The organism is Maribacter sp. PR1, from assembly GCF_028464145.1.
In the GTDB taxonomy this organism is placed as follows: domain Bacteria; phylum Bacteroidota; class Bacteroidia; order Flavobacteriales; family Flavobacteriaceae; genus Maribacter.
Map to the genome: position 1 here is coordinate 39,969 of NZ_JAQPCG010000008.1, position 24,546 is coordinate 64,514.

At 40.4% G+C, this 24,546-nt stretch carries 15 protein-coding genes; 9 read left to right on the top strand and 6 right to left on the bottom strand.

All coding sequences use genetic code 11. The features are described from left to right. Nucleotides 1–85 precede the first annotated feature (85 nt). From PP182_RS16485 to ruvX, 4 genes are read right to left on the bottom strand one after another with little or no spacing between them, the layout of a single operon-like run. Complete coding sequence (locus PP182_RS16485; protein ID WP_272652364.1) at nucleotides 86–520, bottom strand: DUF5606 family protein; 435 nt, start codon at nucleotides 518–520, stop codon at nucleotides 86–88. A 59-nt stretch (nucleotides 521–579) separates the two neighbouring features. Continuing rightward, a complete protein-coding gene (gene def, locus PP182_RS16490; protein WP_272652365.1) occupies nucleotides 580–1,170 on the bottom strand; it encodes a peptide deformylase in 591 nt (196 codons plus the stop codon). Between the two features lie 9 nt (nucleotides 1,171–1,179). Further along, complete coding sequence (locus PP182_RS16495; protein WP_272652366.1) at nucleotides 1,180–1,860, bottom strand: DUF1919 domain-containing protein; 681 nt, start codon at nucleotides 1,858–1,860, stop codon at nucleotides 1,180–1,182. A 4-nt stretch (nucleotides 1,861–1,864) separates the two neighbouring features. After that, nucleotides 1,865–2,281 carry a Holliday junction resolvase RuvX gene (ruvX, locus tag PP182_RS16500; RefSeq protein WP_272652367.1) on the bottom strand — a complete coding sequence of 139 codons (417 nt, stop codon included), beginning with the start codon at nucleotides 2,279–2,281 and terminating at the stop codon, nucleotides 1,865–1,867. Between the two features lie 100 nt (nucleotides 2,282–2,381). Here ruvX and PP182_RS16505 point away from each other — a divergent pair, with 100 nt between their 5' ends. Continuing rightward, nucleotides 2,382–3,197: a 2,3,4,5-tetrahydropyridine-2,6-dicarboxylate N-succinyltransferase gene (locus PP182_RS16505; RefSeq protein ID WP_272652368.1), complete on the top strand. Its 816-nt coding sequence runs from the start codon at nucleotides 2,382–2,384 to the stop codon at nucleotides 3,195–3,197. A 218-nt stretch (nucleotides 3,198–3,415) separates the two neighbouring features. After that, nucleotides 3,416–4,210, top strand: a complete 795-nt coding sequence (locus PP182_RS16510) for a glycosyltransferase family 2 protein (RefSeq protein WP_272652369.1) — start codon at nucleotides 3,416–3,418, stop codon at nucleotides 4,208–4,210. Here the strand turns inward: PP182_RS16510 and PP182_RS16515 are convergent. Continuing rightward, nucleotides 4,192–5,022 carry a glycosyltransferase family 2 protein gene (locus PP182_RS16515; RefSeq protein WP_272652370.1) on the bottom strand — a complete coding sequence of 277 codons (831 nt, stop codon included), beginning with the start codon at nucleotides 5,020–5,022 and terminating at the stop codon, nucleotides 4,192–4,194. The two genes, PP182_RS16510 and PP182_RS16515, sit on opposite strands and share 19 nt — an antisense overlap. A 103-nt stretch (nucleotides 5,023–5,125) precedes the next feature. Between PP182_RS16515 and PP182_RS16520 the strand changes: the two genes are divergently transcribed. From PP182_RS16520 to PP182_RS16545, 6 genes are all read left to right on the top strand, one after another. Then, nucleotides 5,126–5,950, top strand: coding sequence for a hypothetical protein (locus PP182_RS16520; RefSeq protein ID WP_272652371.1), 825 nt, complete (start codon nucleotides 5,126–5,128; stop codon nucleotides 5,948–5,950). Then, nucleotides 5,943–6,515: an L-threonylcarbamoyladenylate synthase gene (locus tag PP182_RS16525; RefSeq protein WP_272652372.1), complete on the top strand. Its 573-nt coding sequence runs from the start codon at nucleotides 5,943–5,945 to the stop codon at nucleotides 6,513–6,515. Before PP182_RS16520 ends, PP182_RS16525 begins: the two co-directional genes overlap by 8 nt. Nucleotides 6,516–6,531: 16 nt before the next feature. Next, on the top strand, nucleotides 6,532–7,950 hold the full coding sequence (locus PP182_RS16530; protein WP_272652373.1) for a CCA tRNA nucleotidyltransferase: 1,419 nt from the start codon (nucleotides 6,532–6,534) through the stop codon (nucleotides 7,948–7,950). A 141-nt stretch (nucleotides 7,951–8,091) separates the two neighbouring features. Next, on the top strand, nucleotides 8,092–9,126 hold the full coding sequence (locus tag PP182_RS16535) for a COX15/CtaA family protein (RefSeq protein WP_272652374.1): 1,035 nt from the start codon (nucleotides 8,092–8,094) through the stop codon (nucleotides 9,124–9,126). A 26-nt stretch (nucleotides 9,127–9,152) separates the two neighbouring features. Beyond that, nucleotides 9,153–9,650, top strand: coding sequence for an IS1096 element passenger TnpR family protein (locus tag PP182_RS16540; RefSeq protein ID WP_272652375.1), 498 nt, complete (start codon nucleotides 9,153–9,155; stop codon nucleotides 9,648–9,650). Nucleotides 9,651–9,691: 41 nt separating this feature from the next. After that, nucleotides 9,692–10,750 (top strand): nucleoid-associated protein, encoded by a 1,059-nt coding sequence (locus PP182_RS16545; protein WP_272652376.1) that lies wholly within the window; start codon nucleotides 9,692–9,694, stop codon nucleotides 10,748–10,750. Here PP182_RS16545 and PP182_RS16550 read toward each other — a convergent pair. Next, nucleotides 10,747–11,826, bottom strand: coding sequence for a hypothetical protein (locus tag PP182_RS16550; RefSeq protein WP_272652377.1), 1,080 nt, complete (start codon nucleotides 11,824–11,826; stop codon nucleotides 10,747–10,749). The two genes, PP182_RS16545 and PP182_RS16550, sit on opposite strands and share 4 nt — an antisense overlap. Nucleotides 11,827–12,035: 209 nt before the next feature. Here PP182_RS16550 and PP182_RS16555 point away from each other — a divergent pair, with 209 nt between their 5' ends. Beyond that, on the top strand, nucleotides 12,036–24,479 hold the full coding sequence (locus PP182_RS16555) for a T9SS type B sorting domain-containing protein (RefSeq protein WP_272652378.1): 12,444 nt from the start codon (nucleotides 12,036–12,038) through the stop codon (nucleotides 24,477–24,479). Nucleotides 24,480–24,546 lie beyond the last annotated feature (67 nt).

The following is a 24,546-nucleotide window of genomic DNA, read 5'->3' on the forward strand; positions in this document are numbered from 1 at the left end:
AAATACAGAATACACTAATCATATCGCATAAAAAAGCCCCGATTTTAAATTCGGGGCTTTACTTTATTATATAATGATTTAAAGTCTATTGATTTTCTTCTTCCTTATTATCCTCGACTTGGGCCTCTTCCTTGGTAAAATTGGCCAATTCTTTTTCAACTAAAATATTATACCATTGGATTATTTTTTTGATATCACTTGCATACACCCTGTCTTCATCATAATTGGGTAAGACTTCGAAGAAATACTCCTCTAACTTTATCTTTTCGTCCTTATGACTTACAGCTGTTTTTTGTCCGTTTTCCTTATCCTGAATCTTTAGAAATACTTCCCTCAGAGGTAGCTCTTCTTCTAAGGTATAAATAGCGATTTCAGAAAGTACGCTCACATTACTCCTTAGTCCAACACTAATTTTTTTTCCATCCAAAAGTGATTCTGCAACAAAACCAGTTCTAGTCTGAGTAATTAATTTGTACAAACCAGGTTTTCCTGCAACTGATAATATTTTTTCCAACCCCATACGCATTTTTTTATTTAAGTGGGCAAAGATGCCACTTTTCTAATGATTAACGAATTTCTTTATCTTCCTTTTTTTTGATTTGGAAAACGCATTCTATAGTCCACATTTATTTTTCCTTTAGAGATATTGGATAATCTGCCCTTTAAAAGCCTTTTTTTCAAAGTAGATAGTTTATCCGTAAATAGAATCCCTTCTATATGATCATATTCATGCTGAATTACTCTTGCCAATAAACCATCGAATGTTTTTACCTGCTTATTAAAATCTTCATCGAAATAGGTGATTCTAATCGTATCCTTCCTGTTCACATCTTCCCTTATATCGGGGATACTTAGACAACCTTCATTAAACGGCCATTCCTCACCACTTTCTTCCTCTATAGTGGCATTTATAAAAACTTGTTTGAAACCATCCAATTGCTTTTGTTCTTCCTCGGACAAATCCTCGTCATCCGAAAATGGTGTAGTATCTACTATGAATATTCGAATGGGCAGACCAATTTGGGGCGCGGCCAGTCCAACGCCACTGGCATTATACATGGTCTCCCACATATTCGAAATAAGACTCTTTAAATCAGGATAGTCTTTATTGATCTCTGCTGCCACTTTTCTTAAAACTGGATCACCGTAGGCTATAATTGGAAATGTCATAACTATAATTTATACTTTAAATCTTGTTCTAACAACCCTTCCTGTATTTAACCATGCTACCAGGTCCATATACAAAAAAGTAAGTTTATATAATTTTTTCCCGTTCTGCAATTGGGTACTATTCTTTTCGGGGTTTCGCACAACAATATGCTGGTGTGCATTTAGTCCTTCTATTTTATTAATTCCAAAAGAAACCTTATTCTTAAAAGGCAATTCATGAAATTCCCTTATTATATCTTCCGTTGCTCCTCGCCTATCACAAATGGAAAAATAAAAACGGTCATAATCCATGTTCTTTTTTAACCTGTTAACTCTTCTATTCCATTTTTCAGTTGCCTCCGATTCATCCTCATAATGCTGAAAATGAATTTCAATATCATCTAGCATTCCGATAGGATATACCTCCTTTACATTAATTTCATATTTGGTTTTCTCCACAAATTTTAGTTCTTGGTCGAGGTAATATTCAAAATTTTTCAAAAGTTTTATATAACATGGCCCACATAAAAACAAGCCTATAAATGGAGAGTTGTACGGTAAATCAAACCACTTGTAAAGTTGCCCTCCCCAACAATTCTTACTTACTATTACAAAGTCTGTGGTATTTAAATTACGCCTTTCTCTTTTTTTGAAATAGGAATTCAAATATTGCCTAAACTTTCTTCTTATCAATATTTCCGATTCTTCCATACAATTACATTTTATGGGTCTCCATATAGGATTGCAAAATTATGGTAGCGCTGATTTCATCAACCAAGGCTTTATTTCTGCGTTGCGCCTTTTTCAGGCCACCATCCAGCATACTCTGAAATGCCATTTTGGATGTAAACCGTTCATCTTGTCTTGCAATGGGCATATCGGGAAAGTTCTTATTGATTTCTTCTAAAAAAGGAATTATCAAAACCTCTGATTCCGAGGGTTGATTATTCATTTGTTTAGGTTCTCCCACAACCAAAATATCCACATTTTCATCCGTCAAATATTGCGTCAAAAAAGGAATTATCTCATTAGTAGCAACGGTAGTAAGCCCTGAAGCAATTAGTTTTAGCTCGTCGGTTACCGCAATTCCTGTTCTCTTTAGACCATAATCCAGTGCAAGTATTCGTCCCAAATTTAATTTTTGGCAAAAATAAAGGATAATTTGTTATATGAAGATTAACAGATAGCTAATTCCTGTAGTTCAACTTATATTTGAGCAAATTTTGATGAAAATGACAGAATTACGAAACACGATAGAAAAAGCTTGGGAAAATAGGGACCTCTTAAAAGATTCTGGTACACAAAACACAATTAGGGAAGTTATTAATCTTATTGATTTAGGAAAACTTCGTTGTGCAGAACCTAATGGTGATGATTGGCAGATAAACGAATGGGTCAAAAAAGCTGTAGTTCTTTACTTTCCAATCCAAAAAATGGAAACTTTGGAAGCAGGTATTTTCGAATATCACGATAAAATGCCCCTAAAGAAAGGTTATAAGGAAAAAGGAATTCGTGTAGTGCCCAACGCCGTTGCCAGGCATGGAGCCTATATCTCCCCTGGTACGATATTAATGCCAAGTTATGTTAATATTGGTGCATACGTAGACGAGGGTACCATGGTAGATACATGGGCTACTGTTGGTAGCTGTGCACAAATAGGTAAAAATGTTCACCTTAGCGGAGGTGTTGGTATTGGAGGGGTTCTGGAACCGTTACAAGCAGCACCCGTAATTATCGAAGACAATGCCTTCATAGGATCTAGATGTATTGTTGTTGAAGGGGTTAGGGTTGGTAAAGAAGCTGTTTTGGGAGCCAATGTAGTTTTAACGGGATCGACTAAAATAATTGACGTTACGGGAGAAAAACCCATAGAAAGAAAAGGATTGGTTCCACCTAGATCGGTGGTAATACCTGGTAGTTATACTAAAAGATTTAACGCCGGTGAATATCAGGTTCCATGTGCACTTATCATTGGAGAACGAAAGGAAAGTACCAATAAAAAAACTTCCCTGAATGATGCTCTAAGGGAATATAATGTAGCAGTTTAGGTCATTGTTTAGGACTATTTTTTATTTCAAATATTATTTTAATTGGATAGGGAAGTTTCTAATATTTTGACGCAACCTCGTAAGGTTTTAAGCATCTCAAAACAAAATCAAGGTATCTTATAGATTGTAAGAAATTTATTATTTATTACAATTTTTGCCCCATTTTTATGTTATATCTTTGTTAGCCCAATGCTAACTACCCTACTTATTTGGTTTTTATGACAGCACAAAAAGAAAAAATTACTGCGCTTATCATTACTTTTAATGAAATTGGATATATCGAAAAATGCATAGATTCCATTTCTTTTGTTGATGAAATTGTTGTGGTAGATTCATTCAGTACAGATGGTACCTTTGAATATCTTCTAAGTCATCCAAAAGTTAAGGTCATTCAAAATCCATTCGAAAACTTTACCGCACAAAAATCCTTTGCGCTTAAACAGGCTTCAAATGATTGGATTTTATTCGTAGACGCCGATGAAGTTGTACCTATTGCGTTAAAAAATGAAATTCTTGAAACCGTTGAAGAACCAAATGATATTGCTGCCTACTGGTTCTACAGACAGTTTATGTTCAAGAATGAAAAATTGCAGTTTAGTGGATGGCAAACAGATAAAAACTACCGGCTTTTTAGAAAGAGTAAAGCGAAATTCTCAGATCGGAAAATAGTACATGAAACCTTGGAGGTGAATGGTACTTCTGGTGTTTTAAATGAAAAGCTGGTGCATTACTGCTATAAAAACTATGAAGACTATAAGTCTAAAATGTTAAAATATGGTAGGTTAAAGGCGATTGAATGCTTCTACAAAGAAAGGAAATTCAATTATCTATTGATGTATTTAAAAACTAGTTGGAAATTCTTCAATCATTACTTCTTAAGGTTAGGGTTTTTGGACGGTAAAAAAGGATTTACAATTTGTTACCTGAACGCATTGGGAGTTCTTGAGCGGTTCAAGGAACTTAAGGGATTGGAGCAAAAAAATGAACTCGCCTATTATTTGGTAATGCCATAAAAAGTCCAAACACTTTTTTCTTTCTTTGTTTTTTTCCTTATACCCATATTTTTAGCAATGGACTCGGGCGTCTTATAACCTCTTTTATGGTCTAGATGCACACAGACTGCACTGTACCTTAATTGCTTTGATTTTAGTCCGAAGTTAAATAAACGCTCGCCAAGTTCTCGGTCTTGTCCCCCATATTGCATACGCTCGTCAAAGCCATTTACATTTAATATATCATTTTTCCAACCGGAAGAGTTATGTCCGTTCCAACTTGCATTGGTAGGTGTTACCCAATTCAGAATTTTAGAAATAAAACCGTGGGCCGTCAATTTATTGTTCTTAAAGGTCTTTGGAATACCTTTTTCCTTTAGCCAATTGATATTAAAACAGTGCTGTTTTTCAATGTCCTCCAAGGATATTAATTTAGAGATATTCATCGGCAGCATATAATAACCCCCAGAAATAAAAAACCCTTTTTCTTTGTTGATATAGTGTACGTGAACAAAATCTTCCCTAGGAATGCAATCTCCATCGGTCATAATAATATAATCGGCACTACAGGCCACCACGGCCTTATTTAGAATTCTGGATTTTTGAAATCCATCATCCTCCTGCCAAACATGAACTATGGGATAAAACACCTCATTGGCCATTTGGCCTATTAATTCCTTGGTGGAACTTTTAGAACCATCATCGGCAATTACGACCTCAAAATTTTTGAAAGTCTGTTGATTAAAACCCCAAAGCACTTTCCTTAACCATTCTTCGGCATTATAGGTGCTTATGATTACACTAATTTTTGGTTCCTCCAATGTATCGGTCATAGTTTGGCAAAAATATGAAAGTCTTCCTGTATCTTTGGATATTTTACAACGGTAATATCAATAATAACGTCAAAAACTCAAACAAAATTAATTTCCATTTAAAATGAAGGTAAAAGAAATTCCAATATCTATTTACCATACCTTAAAGCTTTTAATAAAACCAACTTCGTCCATAAAATCTATTAAGGCCAATAAAATACCCGTTATCGTTTCCCTTACCTCAATACCTTCTAGAATAGGTATTTTACATATTGTAATTAGGAGCCTTTTAAATCAAAGTGTTAGTCCCTTAAAAATAGTTTTATGGTTGCATGAAGATTTAAAGGAAAACCTTCCAATTAGACTTTCAAAGTTAATTGACCCGATATTTGAAATTCAATATTCCGAACTTACCTGTTCTCATCGGAAATTGGTGCTTACACTGGAAAAGTATCCAGAACATACTATTATTACTTGCGATGATGATGTAATTTACCATCAAGACTGGTTAGAATTGTTATACAAAGAACATAAAAAATACCCAGATTGCATTATAGCAAATCAAGTTCGATATATTCAATATAATAAACAAGGTAATTTATTACCTTACAAGCAATGGGTTAGGAATAAGAATGAGAAAATCGACCCAAGGACTGTATTGCCTATTGGGGTTGCCGGAGTGTTATACCCAAATAACAGCCTTTCCAAAAAAGTTTTGAATCAAGAATTATTTTTAAAGTTGACACCCTCGGCAGATGATCTTTGGTTCAAAGCAATATCACTTTTAGAAGGAACACGGTCCAAACTATCAGAATCGCAACCCAAAAAACCAATTCCAATTCTCAATTCCCAAAAGGAATCCCTTAAGCGAAAAAATGTAGATGAAGACAAAAATCGCACGCAATGGTTGGCAGTAACAGATTATTTTAAAATAAATATCAATGAATAAAAATGTTACGGACGAAATAAAAAAAGCCGTTGAAATACTTCAAAATGGTGGACTTATACTCTACCCAACGGATACGGTTTGGGGAATTGGCTGTGATGCAACGAATGCCGAAGCCGTTAAAAAAGTCTATGACCTAAAAAAAAGACAGGATTCAAAAGCTTTAATTTGTCTTGTTTCCAATGACGCCATGTTGGAAAGGTATATTGAGGAAGTACCAGATATAGCCTATGATATCATGGACCTCGCTACCAAACCAACGACCATAATTTATGATAATCCCAAAGGTGTCGCCAAAAATTTGATAGCAAATGACAATACATTGGCCATAAGGGTGGCCTCGGATAAATTTTGCCAATATCTTATTGGAAAATTTAAAAAGCCCATTGTTTCCACTTCCGCCAACATTGCAGGTAACAAGACTCCTCCTAATTTTGAAGAAATTGACAAGGCCATTTTAACAGGTGTAGACTATGTGGTAAATTTGAAACCTGAAAATAAAAATTCTGTTCCATCTTCTATAATTAAATTAGGTATCGATGGACTAGTAAAGGTGATTAGGGAATAATGCAGTTGAATGTCCAATGAACTATAAAGAGGCGCTAAGCAAAACTATATTTGAAATTATCGGTCGGTCCGCTGACGAAATTAATATGAACACTTATGTTATAGGTGGATATGTACGAGATTACTTCCTACAAAGAGGATCAGCCAAGGATATAGATATCGTTGCTGTTGGCAGCGGAATTGACTTGGCAAGAAAAGTTGCCGAGAAATTACCCGGAAAGCCAAAAATCTCCGTTTTTAAAAATTTTGGTACGGCCATGGTAAAGCACGGAGAAATGGAACTTGAGTTCGTTGGGGCACGGAAGGAAAGTTATCACAGGGATAGTAGAAAACCGGTTGTTGAAGATGGAACTTTGGAGGAGGACCAAAACCGAAGGGATTTTACCATTAATGCCCTAGCATTTTCCTTAAATAAAAATAATTTCGGATCACTTTTAGATCCTTTCAATGGATTACAAGACTTGGAAAACAAGTTGATCAGAACTCCACTTGATCCAGATATTACCTACTCAGATGATCCACTAAGAATGATGAGGGCCTTACGATTTGCGACCCAATTAAATTTTACCATTCAACCCGAATCCTTGAGTGCCATCACAAAAAACAAGGAAAGAATAAAAATTATTTCAAAGGAAAGAATTGTTGATGAACTTCATAAAATAATGCTTTGCCAAAAGCCTTCAAAAGGGTTTTCCTTACTTAACAAAACAGGACTTTTAAAAATAATAATTCCAGAATTAACCGATTTACAAGGAATTGAAGAAATTGAAGGACAGCGTCACAAAGATAATTTTTGGCATACATTGGAGGTGGTCGATAATATTTCTTTAGCGACAGATGACCTATGGTTACGTTGGGCGGCACTACTACATGATATTGGTAAGGCCCCTACCAAACGTTTCCATAAAAAAATAGGTTGGACATTTCATGGTCATGAATTTGTTGGCTCTAAAATGGTGTATAAGCTTTTTAAGAGGTTGCGAATGCCTCTTAACGACAAAATGAAGCTTGTCCAAAAATTGGTGCTTTTGAGTTCCCGCCCCATTATTCTTGCTGAAGAACACGTTACAGATTCTGCTGTTAGACGATTGGTTTTTGATGCGGGTGATGATGTTGAGAATCTAATGACTTTATGCGAGGCGGACATCACCACAAAGAATCCTAAAAAACAGCGTCGTTATAAAAATAATTTCAAACTTGTTCGTGAAAAAATCGAAGAGGTAGAAGAGCGAGATCGAATTCGAAATTTCCAGCCACCGGTTTCAGGTGAAGAAATTATGCAAACCTTTGGTTTAAAACCTTCAAAAGAAATTGGAATAATAAAGGATGCCATAAAAGAAGCTATTTTAGAAGGGGAAATACCTAATGAATATGAGGCGGCAAAGGAATTTATGCTAAAAAAAGGACAGGCAATGGGTTTATCCTTATCCCAGTAAATTGATATTTTCCAGCACCCATAACAAAAACTTCTTGCTATGTTTTTTTGTCTTGAATCAAATCACTTAATAGGCAATCACTGGGCATTTCAACCGAATAATTATTAAAAGAGTATTAATTTTGCCCGTATATCCTAGTATATGAAACTTACTTTTAGAAAACTGTCCAAATTGACTTTAGTACTGGTTTATTTGGTTATTGTTGCGGGTGCTGTGGTACGTATGACGGGTAGTGGTATGGGATGTCCGGATTGGCCAAAATGTTTTGGCTATTATATACCTCCTACTGAAGATTCTGAACTGCAATGGCAACCTGAACATGACTATAAAAAAGGCCAGGTAATCATTGTTGATGAGACCTTGCAGGTTGCAGCTAATAATTTCACTTCAGATACTGAATTTAATTTAGAAAACTGGGAACTATATACCAAACACGACTATGCCTATTTCAATGCTTGGCATACTTGGATAGAATACATCAATAGGCTCTTTGGAGCCCTTGCTGGATTGGCTACACTTATTTTGGCATTTAGCTCCTTTAAGTATTGGAAAAAACAAAAAAGAGTTACTATTTTATCTTGGCTTGTAGTCTTTGGCATGGGTTTTCAAGCTTGGCTTGGTGCCACTGTGGTCTATTCCGTTTTGGAACCCGTGAAAATTACATTGCACATGTTGATGGCACTATTGATCGTAGCCATGTTATTGTATTTAATATATAGGGTTAACGAGGAGGACAAAAGAATACGTTTTGACAAAACCACATTGGTATTCGCCATTTTTGCTTTAGTTCTTACTGTCGTCCAAATAATATTGGGTACCCAGGTAAGACAGTTCGTAGATCATCAAATTGAAATGTTGGGAGAAAACGCAAAAAACAGTTGGCTAGATGACCCTTCGCTCTCCTTTTATATTCATCGTAGCTTTTCGCTTTTGGTAATCTTAATTAATGGTTTTTTAGCTTTCAGAATTTTTAAATTCGACCTTGGTCATATAAAAATAGTCTGGATTCTTTTTCTTCTATTGGTCGAGGCTTTCTCCGGTATGGCCATGTATTATTTAGATTTTCCATTTGCTAGCCAGCCATTACATCTTGTAATAGCTTCTATTTTATTCGGGGTGCAATTCTATTTGGTTTTAGATGCATTAAAGCCTAAAATTAGTCCTAAAACTTTGTAACTTTGCCTTCCGACAAAAACTAAGGCATGGTCTATAAAATCAGAATAATATTAGATGCTGAAGAAGATATCTTCAGGGATTTGGAGGTTGAAGCCCATAATTCCTTAGAGGAATTTCATAATGCTATTACCCAGGCATTTGGTTTTTTAGGCAATGAAATGGCATCTTTTTATACCTGCGACGAAAATTGGAAGCAAGATGAGGAAATTGCCTTGTTCGATATGAGCGAAACAGGTTCTGACGTTCGGTTAATGAACGAAACTTTTTTGGAGGATGTAATTTCTGAAGATAGTCCCAAGATGATTTACGTTTATGACTTTTTAAACATGTGGACTTTCTTTGTAGAATTGGCCGATATTGTAGAAAAAGAAGATGGAAGAGCCTACCCCAATGTACTTTTTAGTTTCGGTGAACTCCCAGAATCGCCACCAGAAAGAAAATTTGAATCGGAAAACAGTGCATTTGATTTTGACGATACCTTTGAAAATTATGATGATTTAGACTTTGACGAAAACTGGAATTAAGCCCATCATCAATAAATTTTACGTAACACCCAAGAATACCTATGATCAACTTATATGCTACCCAGATTGAACATATTTCCATCCACAGAGTTGGAAACAAAAATAAAGCAGAAGGTATATTTCTATCTACGGAGCCATTTGCCCTCAATGACGAGACAACCGGACTACTTAAAGAATACTTTTTTAAGCCCTTTAGGGAAAAAGAGGAAAACTATTATAAGTTGTCCAATGAGGTAGATGTTGAATTCAACGAACTGTACAAATTGGTAAGTGAGGTATTTACTGACCCATCCAATTCGCACATGGCCTCAAAAAAAATAGCAACACATTTGTTTGAGCAATCCAACCACCCACATATTAAAAGCGGAGAGGTATACGTGACCTATCTAACGGGTGTGCAGTTGAACAATGAAAAAGTGGATGCTATTGGTATTTTTAAAAGCGAGCTAAAACATGATTTCTTGCAGTTTCAAGAAAACGGTGCGAACTTGGATATCATAGTTCAGCAAGGAATTAATATAAACAAACTGGATAAGGGTTGTTTGATATTTAATGTAAACAAGGAGGAAGGATATAAAGTACTTTCGGTGGACAGCAATAAGTACGATACTAAATATTGGCTTGAAAATTTCTTAAGTGTTGATCCTTTGTCCGATGATAATTTTAAAACTAAAAACTACTTAAAATTCTGTCAGAACTTCGCCAAGGATGTAGTCCTACCCGCTGAAGATAAGCAACAGGAGGTTCTTTTCATGAATAGGGCCGTTAATCATTTTGCCAAAAATGATGCCTTTGAAGAGACCAACTTTCTCAATGAGGTCATGGAAAATCCAGAGCTCATCCCCGAATTTAAACACTATAAGGTGGAAAAAGGACCCAAGTATAGTATTGAGGACGTATCTAACTTTGATATTGCCAATAAAGCGGTTTCCGATGCTAGAAAGAAAATAAAGAACGTTATTAACCTGGATACCAATATTCAGATTAAAATGGACTTTATTAATCCTGAATCAGCAGAAAAATTTGTTGAAAAAGGTTGGGACGAGGAAAGACAGATGTACTATTACCTCGTTTATTTTAACAAGGAGCAGAAGAGCTAGATTTTTATATTCTGCTCAATAATCTGCTTCATACTAACATCCTCGTAATTCCTTCGGACAAAGTTTAGCGCTAAGTCCAATACTTCCCCCATGGTCTTGCATTTGGCAAAATTGGAATCGGAAGTCAGTGCTTCAATCTGCTCTTTTATCAGGTCTATGTTCTCCTTGGTAGAGATATTGTCCTTCTTGCATATCGCCCTAAGTTTCTTAATTCGATTTCCCGAGCTCAAAATACGTTTTGCCACCATGGACCTTTCCTCCAATTTATACTGGTCTACGGAATCTCTCAACAATTTTTTTCTCACCATCTCCACCATTTGAAAATTCTCTTTAAAAAATTGGGGTCTATAAACTTTTAACTTTCCTTCAAAACATTGCTGGTCAAAATCTATTGCACGTATTTTATAAACCACATGGTCAAAATCATGGGTTGGAACAATAACATAATTATAACTTCGCATGTCCCCCAATAACCTGATCATACAACGCTCATTAAATTTTACAAACTCTTTGGCCAGTTGTGCCTTTTCCGGTTCCGAACAGTTAGGCAACATCGTCTTAATAAACTCATCACCCGGTATTCCGGCAATATGTTCCTCGATTAAAGTATCCTTATAGACCAAAAAATTCAGATTATACGGTGACAGCATATGCTCAAGTTCCAATCCATAAATTCTTGATGCATCCGTTCGCTTTATATAGAAATAGGTGAAGTTGTCGTTCAGTATATTTCTAATCTTAATTCTAAAAGGTTTTGAGTTGCCAAACGTACAGAAATCCACGGCATCCACGTTCAAATATTGATGAATGTTATTACTGCCATCCGAATGTAAAATAGAATAGACTTTCTTCAAACTATCATCTATTTCCTTTCTATCGAATTCGGAATAATATACACGTATCCAAAGGGTATCTTCATCATTGTTATCGTAAACCACTACCGATCCGGAAAATCGAAGTAAATCATCATAGAAAATAGGGATTTCACTCTTCCTATTATAGTGTTTTAGGTAACCGTCCAGTTCCTTACTTACAGGATAAGCCGGTTTTTTCTTTGACATTAATCGTTCTTCCATAGCATTACATTTCGATTTAAAGATACAATAAACTGGCATTAACGATCGTAAACTGTACGTCGATAAAGTACTGATTTTATAGGGTTTTGCAAATCCTTAACAACATTTTACCCTTATGATACCACTGATATATATGAATTGGCAACAATACATTGTTCATAGTTCCTCAAAGTACTTTTTTAGTGGTTGTAAATACGATTTTAGCGATAATGAAAAAAATATTCTTTCTCATAGTTTTGTTCCTAGGTGTTTTTGGTAATGCCCAATTAAGTGATTTGCATTATTTGCCGCCTTTAAAACAAGGACAGAATAATGCCGGAATAAGAGAGCAAGCTATTTATCTATCCACTCCTGAACCTACTACATTTACGGTAAATGCCTATAGGGGAATCAACCCTGTACCTGTAGCTACCTTTAATATTTCAAATAACAGTCCGGCAACTTGGACTTTGGCCAATGGTGACAACAATATTACCTTGGTTAACAATACCAACACGGGTATTGTTTTGACTAATAGTGGCTTACGTTTTGAATCCCCTAGTGGAAATCGTTTTTATGTAAACTATCGTGGAAATTCATCTGCCCAGGCTGCTTCATTAACGGCTAAAGGGAGGCAAGCAATAGGCACTCGTTTCAAATGGGGTGGTGTACCAAACTTAGGAGGTAGACACCCTTCAAAATCCAACACCTTGGGTATTATGGCTACAGAAGACAACACGACTGTTACTGTATTTGGCTATGACCCCAATTGTACTTTTCGTATAGGAAATAATGCCAATGCCATTACCGCAGATACATACACAATAACCTTAAATGCCAACGAATCTTTTGTATTTGAAAACTATGTTGGAAATGTGAATCCACCCTCATTGGCACAACAACAAGGCTGGCTAGGTGCTTCAATAGAATCGGACAAAAATATTGTTATTAGTAACGGTTCAATCAACTTTGGCCGCCAAGTGAATAATAGTAACAGGGATGCTGGTATTGACCAGCCCGTACCTGAAAATCGTCTTGGAAAGGACTATGTATTTGTGCGGGGTAACGGTAACACCAATGGGTGGACTGAGTTTCCTTTAATCATCGCTACAGAGGACAATACTCAAATTTTCGTCAACGGAAATGCGACACCCTTGGCTACATTGAATAATGGAGATTTTTTTGAAATTCCGAGCAGTTATTTTTCATCCAATTCAGTGGGTGCAAATATGTTTGTACAGACCTCCAAAAACGTCTATGCCTACCAATGTATGGCGGGAGCCAGTCAGGTATACACACAAGGTTTGAACTTCGTGGCACCTGTCAACTGTTTGCTACCTGACGTTATGGACAACATACCGAATATTAGGGACATGGCGGGACAGACCGTTACAGGAGGCATGACCATTATAGCAGCCGTAAATACGCCTGACGTGAATATTCAGGTTACCGATGGCAATGGACCTGTTACCTTACCTACATCCAACCCGGTGGCTGGATCATCGGAATGGAAAACCTTCTACATTCCCAATTTGAACGGGGATGTGAGCGTACAATCTACGGGTCCCATGGCCATCGGATTTTTTGGTTTTAATGGTGCCAGGGGCGTTGCCGGTTATTTTTCAGGATTTGATACCGTTCCTGAGGTAACGCTTGAAATTAGAGGCGGTACCGGCTGTTTCGTGGGGTCGGAAATTTATGAAGCGACAGGTAATTTTGATGCCTATCAGTGGTATGAGGACGGCCAACCCATACCTGGGGCCAACGGACCCAGTTATGCACCGTCAGGAGCTGGCGATTTTTTTGTAAGGGGTACCAAAGGGCCTTGTACGTATGATAGTAATACCATCCAGGCTCTCTATTGCGATCCGGACGTGGTTCTTACCAAATCCGTGGACAATGATGAAATCATGGAAGGGGAAACGGCCACTTTTACCGTTAGGGTAAAAAATAATGGCATAGGACCTTTAACCAACCTTCAAATTACCGATAATATTCCAGCCGGACTGACATTGGAAAATGCCTTTACCATCCATGGAAACTGGAGTGGAAACACCTGGAACATTGGCACTTTGGACGGTGGAGACGTTGCACAATTAGAACTTACTGTTCGTGCCGATGAAATTGATACTCTGCCCCTATTGGGCTTGATCAATACCGTTACCAATACCCAGGACCAAACGGATACGAATATAACTCAGGACAACCCCACCGCACTAATTACGGTACACAATGATTCCGATAATGACGGTGTTCGAGACATCACCGATTTGGATGATGACAACGACGGTATTTACGATGAGGACGAATGTGATACGCTCGCATTCAACATCGCTAATGGCAACGGCCATACCAGTCCTTTGATTAGTGTGGACAATTATTTGGTAGTGGATGTTTTCAGTGTTGACAATTCCTTTAACCTAAACGTTAATGGAAATGATGTGGCCGGTGAAATTCAATTCCAACTTGGAGCGGCAGGTAATTTTGCTCGTTTTATGGATGGAACGACCTACGGAGAGTCTGGAAACCCAAGTATTTGGACGGTTAATGGCTCCAATGGCAACCCAACGATTAGGGTTATTATTGACCAATCCGGGCAATTTCAGATTTTTGGGGCCAGAAGTTCCAATGCACCTTTAGAACCCATGGTACTGGACACACCTCCTACCCCCATTTCTTGGAATCCTTCGGGCAACAATACGTTTACCATTGGGCAACAGGTCGTAGGGCCAACCAATATGCGAGGCGTACTTTTAACCGCCGGGTGTGATACCGACAATGATGGTATTCCTGATCATTTGGATTTGGATAGTGACGGTGACGGCTGTAGTGACGCGAATGAATTTTATAAGGAGGGCAATGCCGATGGTGGTGACGGCGGCGAATATGGAACAGGTGTTCCAGCGGTAGATCCCGCTGATGGTACGGTAAATGCGGCATCCTATGTTCAGGTATTCGCTCCAGAAATTTTGCTGGGCAATACTTCAGAAAACTTGGGCGGTGCTTCTTTGACAGGACAATCCATCAATCTTGGGCAATCGTTCCAATACGTACTCCGTTTTCAAAATACGGGCGATGACGATGCCACTAACTATTCCATACGAAATATACTTCCTGCTAATGTTGCCTTGGATGGTATCAATACTTCTGATGCTCCCGGGGTCACCCCCAATCATGATCCGGTGACCAATGAAATTGTATTTCAGGTGCCCGATAATCTAGTGGAAGTGGGAGACCCGGAATACACTATTCGAATTATGGTGACACTTTCGGGTAATTGTTCTGATTTTGTGAATGCCTGCTCGGGTACCTTAATCAATGAAGCCTTTTCTACCTACCAAGGGGTTTTGAATCCCGCAACTTTTACGGACGAGGGTGGAGCCAATTCAACCTCTCCTTGCGAAGTACCCCCTGGAGTGGCAACTAACGACATTTTAAGTGATTTGGCAAATTGTAACGTTGCCAGAACCGTTCAGCTGTGTGGTGATTTTGCCATTTTAACCGCAGGTACTGGGTTCACGACCTACACATGGGCAATCGATGTCAATGGAAACGGACAGATAGATGCCGGGGAAACCGCAATCAATGACGGTGATCCGGACAATAATCCCGGGACCCTTTTGGTAACTGATATAGGAAACTACATCGTTGAAAAATCCGGTGCTTCAGGATGTGTGGACTTGGTAGAAATAATTACCGTTGAACGTTTTGGGACTACCCAGACCAACCCCATAATAGACTATTTCAATATGGTCAACGCGGATCCAAATCCCGATAATGATATTCAAGGGGAAATCGTGACCTGTTCCATTGATGGGGACTTACTACCTAAAATATTCTTATGTGGAGAAAATGACGAGGCTACCCTTCAATTGGGAATATCGGATGCTCAAAGCATTGTTTGGCAAAAATTAGATGAAGGCAGTTGTTCTTCTACAGGTGACGATTGCGCCAACAAGAACGGAACCTGTACTTGGACGAATATGACTGTACAGGACAACTATACCATTACAGATAGCGGCGAGTATCGTGTGGTCATCAATTATTTGAACGGGTGTTTTAGCCGTTTCTATTTCAATGTGTTCAAAAACACCTTGGATGTTGATTTCACTTCAGAGGATATATTATGTAGTACTCCAGGAAACATTCGTATCACCAATGTTGGGTCTGGATATGGTTTTCAATTGGTAGATGCTTCGGATGATTCCGTAGTTGTTCCATTTTCTGCTAACAACGGACCTAGTTTTGATATAACCAACAGCGGGTCTTACTATGTGGAAGTTACCCAGCTAGATCCTACAAGTGGTAACCCTATGGATGGTGCCTGTATATTCACAACGGAAGACATTGGTATATTGGAACGCGACTTTCAGGTAAACATTACACCTATCGCTGCGGAATGCGGTGAACCTGGTGCCATTGATATCCAAGCTTTGAACGTTCTACCGAATTATAGTTATGAACTTCGTTTGGACGATGGTAGCAACGGCGGCTTGGGAACTTTCATAGACAGTCAGTTGATTTCTCCCGATAACACCTATATATTTACCAGCGTAAATGCAGGTAATTATATCGTTATTACCACTACCGAAGATGGTTGTACGGACACCCAGAACATCACGGTACCGAAAATACCAGAACTTTCGTTGACCGCTGTCGTTACGGATAACATTACCTGTAACCCTGGTGTAATTACGCTTACCCCAAACGGTGGTCAACCCAGTCCCGACTATTTTATGGCCATATGGAGCAAGGATGGTACAGATCTGTACCCAAGTCCGCCAAATATGCTGAATATTCTAGTGACGGACCTTTATACGGCCAACAACTTTACTTTTTCGGATGCATCGGATGCGGGGATTTATGAATTCATCGTATTTGATGACAGCGGCTGTTATGCCATTTCCAATTCGGTAGAAATCGAATTTTTGGGCACTCCGTCCCTATCGGCGTCCCATACGGATATCATTTGTTCGGATTCGTCAACTTCCACCTTGACCGTTTCGGCCACAGGAGGAACAGCACCCTATCAATACAGTTTAGATGGCGTAACCTTCCAAACACAAAATACATTTGTTAACCTATCAGCCGGCTTCTATACTATTTCGGTCATGGACTCAAGCGGCACCCCAACGTCTAGGTGTATTGAAACCTTGGAATATGAAATCGACCAGTCTTTTCGTTTGACCGCCTCTGCGGCCATTGTGGAGGATGCTTCATGTAACCCAAGCGGTGCCTTGGTAAAGATTTTAAACGCCAGTGGTGGGGAGGCACCTTATGAATATAGTTTCGATGGCGGCAGCAATTTTGGGGCACTGAACGAGCGGAACCTATTGCCGGGAACCTATCAACTGGTCGTACGTGACAATTTGGGTTGTAGCTATGACATGGACCTAACGGTACCAGCTCCGGCCGCGGATCCCAACCTATCCTACACGGTGGATTATGACTGTGATGGATTGGGAACGATAACGATAATTACATCGAACACGACCGATTTTGACTATACCTACACCCAAAACGGAACTTTGAACACCCCGGCGGATAGCAATGTTTTTGCTAGTGTAGCGGCGGGTACACAGACCGTTACCGTTGATTATTCAAGCAGTAGTACACCCGATCAGACGACCTTGTTCTTTGAAAACTTCGGGGCAGGGCCTAGCACCCAGATCGGTGAAATTGGTCCGGATTATTGCTTTGAACCTCAAAACGGTTCCTTGACCCCTTGTAACCGCGGACCGGCAGGAATATTGGTAAACGGTGAATATACGGTTACAAATTTTGTGACCAATCCTTTGACTACTTTGACAAGTCCTCAAGATCAAACAGGTTTGACCGATGGTCGCTTCTTGGCCATTGACATCTCTACCTTCTCCGATACGGGTAGCCCCGTACTGAATTCCATTCTTTGGGCAAAAAGGGATGTAGAAGTATTGCCCAATGAGGAAATTACCTTGAATTTCTGGGCCTACAACCTCATGAACTTGGGTGGCGTGGGAAACAACCCAGAGGTATTGATAGAGATATTGGACAATAGCGGTACCGTCATCCATAGCGAAGTAGTTCCGGAAATTCCAAAAAACACCAACGATACGGATTGGCACGAACGTACCATTACCTTTAACCCAGGCGCCAATACCGATATTGATATCGTCTTCAGGAACAACGTGAACAGCAATGATGGCAACGACCTGATTTTAGACGACATTACAGCTTTCCAAGTACCTTCCGTTTGCCCGACTAGTCAAGATTTGACCGTAGTTGTGGAGGCCAACCAAGCCTTTGACGCCCTGTTATTGGCTACTACCGATCCTACCTGTAACGGTTCGGCGGATGGATTCATACGTTTTGAAGTATACAACTTTACCAGCGGAATAGGTTTCGAATATTCATTTGACGGTACCAACTGGACCAGTTCCTTAACGTCTCCAGTGATTACGGCTGCTAATTTAGCCGATGGCAACTATACGGTTCAAGTGCGAAAATTGGACGATACGGCCTGCGCCGTTTCCTTCCCGATTACTATGACGGAACCATCGGCCATTGTACCTGCTTTAAACCAAATTTCGGATTATACCTGTTTTAATACAGGGGCAACGTTGGAAGCTTCGGCATCGGGTGGAAACTCAAGTTACCAGTACCAATTGGAGAACACCGCAGGAACAGTGATAGCTCCTTATCAAACCAATACACAATTTACGAATGTGCCAGATGGCGATTATCTGGTTCGGGTTCGGGATACGAATGCCTGCGAAGTGTTATTGCCAGTGACAAGTGCAGTAACGGTAACCCCTCCTGCGGCCATCGTGTTTACAACCATGCCAACAGCTTGCTATTCCGGTACTAACGACGGTTCTATTTTAGTGGATGTTACGGCAGGTAATGGGGATTATGAATTTAAGATAAATGGTGGTCCATGGATTACACCAACGCCCGCATCGGTAACTTCCTATACCTTCTCCGGACTTTCTGCGGGTAGTTATGACATTGAGGTGCGTGACCAATTGGGTTGCCCAACGACTCCCAACACCCAAACAGTGGTCATCAGTCCGCAATTAGAGCTTGATGTGGATATCACACCACTTAGTGCATGTGGCGACGGATTGATTACAGCCAATGCCACAGGTGGAAACGGTACGCTATTATATGCCATCGTACCGGCAAATACCAGTCCGGCAGGATTGTACAGTGTTGTGAACACGCTAACGGTTACGGAGGCCATGGCCATTGCAAACCCAGCAGGGTATGACGTATACGTTCAGGACAACAATGGTGCTCCGGCCATATGTACGGCAGTTCGGGAAGATATCATTTTCACCCCGGTTGCTTCAATATCGGTTACTGCCGTTCCAACAGATCCAGAATGTTTCAATGGATTGGGAGCGATAGATATAAACATAACGGGTGGTACTGGTCCTTACACCTATACCTTAATGGACCTAACACCTGCTGATGGAATCGACTATGGCAGAAACAGTTCTAACATTTCTGCACTTTCATTAAACTACAGTGGCATTGGAACGGGTGATTATCAGGTCACTATTAATGACACCAATGGTTGTACAGCAACCTCATCCATCCAAACTATAAACAATGCCGTGGAAATTACCGCAGATATTATACCGATATTACCCGCGGCCTGTAATGACCCCGATCCATTGGAATATGGATTTGAGTTTGACAATGTGGTTACGCCAACCGGTACGGTGGAATACAGTGCCGATGGTGGAACTTCATGGCAGGCTTCCAACGAATTGCGAGGTTATGCTTCCGGTACGGAGGTTTTCCCTTCCATTAGGGTTACCCTGGCAAGTGGAACAGTTTGTCAAATGGATTTTGACCGTTATATTATTCCATTCCCGCTAGATGATCTGGATATTACCTTGTCCGCCGTTATCGTGGGATGTAACGACTTACAGGTAACCGTTGAGGGCAGCGAAGGAAATCCAATTCCTGGTTATGAATATACCTATACGGATGACCCGGCAAACTTCAATACATTTGCGGCCAATCCGGCCGTATGGACGGCACCCTTACCTAGTGGTACCGCCCATACCTTTGCAAACATCGACCCAGTAACACCACAATACCCCGGAGTACCTTTACTGGTTCCTGGTAGGACCTATGTGTTCTACGTACGGGACGGGGCAGGTTGTATCAGGCAAAGTAACGTGAACGTAAATGAGATACCAGGTATTGGTTTGCCCATTGATATCACTACGGACATACAACCCAGTTGTGATAGTGCCGCAAATGGCAGCATCATTTTTAACTTGAATCCAACGACATCCTATCCAAACATGCGATGGGAAATATTTGAACTCGGTAATACTACACCTATTGAAACCAGTGGTGGTATCGTACCTTATAACAACAGTATAACCACGACCGTACCACTTGCCGAAGGTGAATATTATATCGATGTCATCCAAGTGGACGCAAGCAATGTGGACGCCTGTAGGGGCGCGAGTGAGAACGCTTACGTGCCGGAATTGGCACCGTTGTCAGCGACAGCTACGGCCACTAGGGATATTTCTTGTAATTTACCAGGGCTCATTTCGATTACCGGAATTACCGGAGGCGGTGGGGCTCCCTACTCCTACGATATTACCGGTCCGGCTGGATTTACGGCCTTGACGGGTACATTGGACAATCCAGTGGAAATTCCTGTGAATTCCCCAGCAGGGAATTACACGGTAACCTTATTTGACCAATACGGCTGTTCCTTTGTGATCAATACGGTTACTTTAAGTTTGACGCCCAACCCAACACTTAGTGTTACCCAAGACAACTGCGTTTCGCCAATTACGGTGAACGCCGTTGGAACTTCAGCTGCTGGTAACCTTCGCTATGCGATGGTGCCCAATGGCAGTCCGGCCCCCACGACCTTTGAAAATAACGGAGGTGTGTTTACCAATGTAATACCAGGAGCGTATGACGTTTATGTTATGGACGGAAACGGATGTAGCAATGTAGAAAGCAATTTTATTGTAAATCCGATTTTATCGGCGGATACTACCTTGACTAAATTATTGGATTGTACCGCTTCGCCGGATGCTATTATAGGTATCGACATATTGGCGGGATCTGGCAGCTATGAATATAGTATCAGTAACACTTCCGGTGCTCCAGCAGTACCTCAAGGTCTGGTTCCAGGAACTACCTTTGATTATCAAGCGCCTATGCCAGGGGACTATACAATTACCATTTACGATACGACCACGCCTAATAGCGCGAGCTGTAATAGAACCTTTACCATCAATGTTCCTAACAGGGTCGTACCGGTCATCAATCCGTCGATCATTGCGAACGATGTAAGTTGTTTTGGTGCCAATGATGGTAGCATTACCATTAGTACCACAAATGGCGCTGCAGCTCCCTACAATTTTGAGATTACTACAATAGACGGTGCCGCTATTAGTATACTACCATCGAGTACAACTGGCAATTCGGCAACTTTCACAGGGTTGTCTCCTGCCACGGCGGGAGGCTATGTGGTTACCGTAACAGGTAATCCAGCTACTAACAACTGTTCCGTGGATAGTGTGGTCATTCCAATTGGAGAACCTGCAACCATCAACGTACCGGCACCAACCATAATGGAATTCAGTTGTACCAGCGGCAATTCGGCAGATAACGCTTCCATTACAATAGCCGGTGTTACGGGAGGAAGTTCCAATTATGTGCGGTATGAATTCATTGAGGAGGACGACCCAAATACGGTTGCCGTTGAGGCCCCAATAACGGTTCAGTCCGGAACAAGCCCTTCCTATATTGAAACCGATATTGCCGGAGGTGTGTATACAATCAATGTATATGATGATCAAGGATGTGTAGGAACTAGTACGGCTACCATAGCACCGTTCGATTTGATGGGCGCACCGACCGTTCATGTGGACAGTCCTATTAGTTGTACGAATGCCGGAGAGGACATTTCCATAGATATCATTAGCAGCTTGACAAGCTTTGCGACCGACCCAGCCAACTATCAATTCAGGCAGTTGCCTTCCAGTGCCTATCAGGCAGGTAATACATTCCTTGATTTGGCCGCGGGCAACTATACGTTTAGTATACTAAATGTGAATACAGGCTGTGAGGTTACGGTGTCCCAAATCGTAGAAGAACCGAACACCTTTGACATTACTATCGCCAATATAAGCAATGTGGTTTGCTTTGGAGATGATGGAAGCATAGACCTCAACGTGGCCGATGCCACGTACACGGGAGATTACAGTTGGGAAATTTTCAATACGGATGGAAGCCCAACAACTAGAACGGACGATGCAGGTTTCCTTACCGGTTCCGGTACCGTTGCCAATATTCCGGCAGCGGCAGGCAACTATATCGTACGGGTAACACAAGTGGCATTTCCAGAATGTTTCCAGGAAAGATCATTTACGATCAATTCGCCAACTGCGCCGATAACATTGAATCCGATTATCCTGACCGATGTAGGTTGTTCCAACGATCAAGGTGCCGCGGCCATAACGCCTGCGGGCGGACAAGGTCCGTATACCATAACGCTTACTCCTGCTTTGGGTACTTCGGTGTCCCAGAACAACGTATTTAGTCATGTTTTCCAAGGACTGAGCGCAGGAAATTACACGGTCACTGTGACCGATGCATTGGGTTGTAGCCAGCTAACTGGTACCAATAGCTTTAGTCTGGTAGTACCTGATCCAATAACCGGTAGCACAGCTAGTACGGCCTTAGTATGTGAAGGCGACACAAATGCCTCGATTACGGTAACCTTGAGTCCAAGAAACGTAACGACCAATTATCGTTATGTACTAAACAAGTATACCGATGCGGCGAGAACTACCTTGTTGAGTACTTCGGTTTCGCAAACGAATCCAACGTTCAACAATTTGGGCGCTGGTTTCTATAGTGTATTGGTAACCGATGATATGGGATGTAACGCTACCTTTGATGAGGACATCATTGAACCTACGGACGTAGAGGCACTATTGGTCACAAACCAGCAAATGACCTGCCAGAACGGTGCAGAACTTTTATTGGTGGCTTCGGGCGGTACGGCTCCTTATCAGTGGAGTATCGATGGTGTTTCGTTCAATCCAATGAACGAGACAGTTACTACAAGTACACATTTATTCACCAATGTAACCGCAGGAAATTATCGGTACTACATAATGGACAGTAACAGTTGTGTATCTATAGTTTCCAACTTGGTAGGTGTGGAAGATGTACCAGCGTTAACGATAGATATTGACCCAACCGCAGCATTTGTCAACTGTAGCGGTGAGGCTACCGCATTGATTATGGCCGATGCTGAAGGCGGATTAGGAAATTATCAATTTGCCCTTTTCAGGGACGCAGCCACCACCGATGAGGTTCGACCTAACCAAAACAACGGTACTTTTGTCGACCTTCCCATGGGAACGTATTATGTAAGGGTACAAAGCGGGGATTGTGAAACAGTTTCCCAAGCAATACAAATCGATGAACCCACTCCCATGGTGGTGACTCCTGACATAACGGATATTAGTTGTGCAAATGCAAATGATGGGGCCATTAGTTTGAGTGTTCAAGGAGGCACTGGGAATTATCAATTCGCCATTTCACCCAACCTGAACCAATTTGACGACCAAGGCACTTTTGATGAGTTGGAAGAAGGTACCTATACGGTGATAGTACAGGATGATAACGGATGTTTTGAAGTCATCGAATTTGAATTAATAGCACCAGAACCCTTGGAAATGGATGCTACCAGTACGCCAGAAATATGTGCTGGTGATGAAGATGGTACAATTTCAATTACGGTAAATGGAGGAACGGCCCCTTATAGTACGGCCTTAAATTCCAATGAAGAAGCAGATTTCGTACAAGATCGCTCGCTTTTTCAATTTCTGCCAGGAGGTACATATATTGTTTTTGTTAAGGATGCTAATGGATGTACAACAAACCAGACCATAACTGTTGAAAACGGTGCCAACCTCAACGCCAGTGCAGAAGTCATTTATGAATGTTCTGGAGATATTCCAGATAACAGAATAGCCCTTGTATTAGAAGACCCAAGTGTTGCAGGGGATGTATTGTATGCATTGGACTCTAGCAATGCCAACGATTATAGGTTAGAACCTGACTTTACCAATATGACCCCTGGTTCTCATTATGTGAATATCATACATGCCAACGGGTGTACAAATACGATTGAGTTTGAGGTACAGAATTTTGAGCCATTGGAATTAATCTTGGAGCAAAATAACCTGAACGAGATTACGGCAGTGGCATCTGGAGGGACTGGTGAATACACCTACTATTTTGGCGACAGGGACAACGGAGATGACAATACAATATATATAACACGTACGGATACTTATACCGTTAGAGTATTAGATACAAATGGATGTGAGTCGACGGCAAACATTTTTATGGAATTTATAGATATTGAAATACCCAACTTCTTTACCCCAGATGGGGATGGAGAGAATGACCGCTGGATTCCTAAAAATATAGAACCATATCCAAATATTTTTGTTAAAATCTTTGATAGATACGGTAGGGAAATCTATATCATCAGAAACGGTGAAGAAGGATGGGACGGATTATACCAAGAAACCGATTTACCTACTGGAGACTACTGGTACATTATCAAATTGAAAGGTGAGGAAGACCAGAGGGAATTTGTAGGGCATTTTACCTTATATCGTTAGAAAATAGTAATAGAAAAATAAGCCCGTATCTTAAAAGAATACGGGCTTTTCTATTTATCAAAAATAA

What these genes read in the sequence shown, in the direction of transcription:
- PP182_RS16485 (WP_272652364.1), bottom strand. Translation starts at nt 520, where the DNA reads ATGGGGTTGGAAAAAATATTATCAGTTGCAGGAAAACCTGGTTTGTAC.
- def (WP_272652365.1), bottom strand. Translation starts at nt 1,170, where the DNA reads ATGACATTTCCAATTATAGCCTACGGTGATCCAGTTTTAAGAAAAGTG.
- PP182_RS16495 (WP_272652366.1), bottom strand. Translation starts at nt 1,860, where the DNA reads ATGGAAGAATCGGAAATATTGATAAGAAGAAAGTTTAGGCAATATTTG.
- PP182_RS16505 (WP_272652368.1), top strand. Translation starts at nt 2,382, where the DNA reads ATGACAGAATTACGAAACACGATAGAAAAAGCTTGGGAAAATAGGGAC.
- PP182_RS16510 (WP_272652369.1), top strand. Translation starts at nt 3,416, where the DNA reads ATGACAGCACAAAAAGAAAAAATTACTGCGCTTATCATTACTTTTAAT.
- PP182_RS16515 (WP_272652370.1), bottom strand. Translation starts at nt 5,022, where the DNA reads ATGACCGATACATTGGAGGAACCAAAAATTAGTGTAATCATAAGCACC.
- PP182_RS16520 (WP_272652371.1), top strand. Translation starts at nt 5,126, where the DNA reads ATGAAGGTAAAAGAAATTCCAATATCTATTTACCATACCTTAAAGCTT.
- PP182_RS16525 (WP_272652372.1), top strand. Translation starts at nt 5,943, where the DNA reads ATGAATAAAAATGTTACGGACGAAATAAAAAAAGCCGTTGAAATACTT.
- PP182_RS16530 (WP_272652373.1), top strand. Translation starts at nt 6,532, where the DNA reads ATGAACTATAAAGAGGCGCTAAGCAAAACTATATTTGAAATTATCGGT.
- PP182_RS16535 (WP_272652374.1), top strand. Translation starts at nt 8,092, where the DNA reads ATGAAACTTACTTTTAGAAAACTGTCCAAATTGACTTTAGTACTGGTT.
- PP182_RS16540 (WP_272652375.1), top strand. Translation starts at nt 9,153, where the DNA reads ATGGTCTATAAAATCAGAATAATATTAGATGCTGAAGAAGATATCTTC.
- PP182_RS16545 (WP_272652376.1), top strand. Translation starts at nt 9,692, where the DNA reads ATGATCAACTTATATGCTACCCAGATTGAACATATTTCCATCCACAGA.
- PP182_RS16550 (WP_272652377.1), bottom strand. Translation starts at nt 11,826, where the DNA reads ATGGAAGAACGATTAATGTCAAAGAAAAAACCGGCTTATCCTGTAAGT.
- PP182_RS16555 (WP_272652378.1), top strand. Translation starts at nt 12,036, where the DNA reads ATGAAAAAAATATTCTTTCTCATAGTTTTGTTCCTAGGTGTTTTTGGT.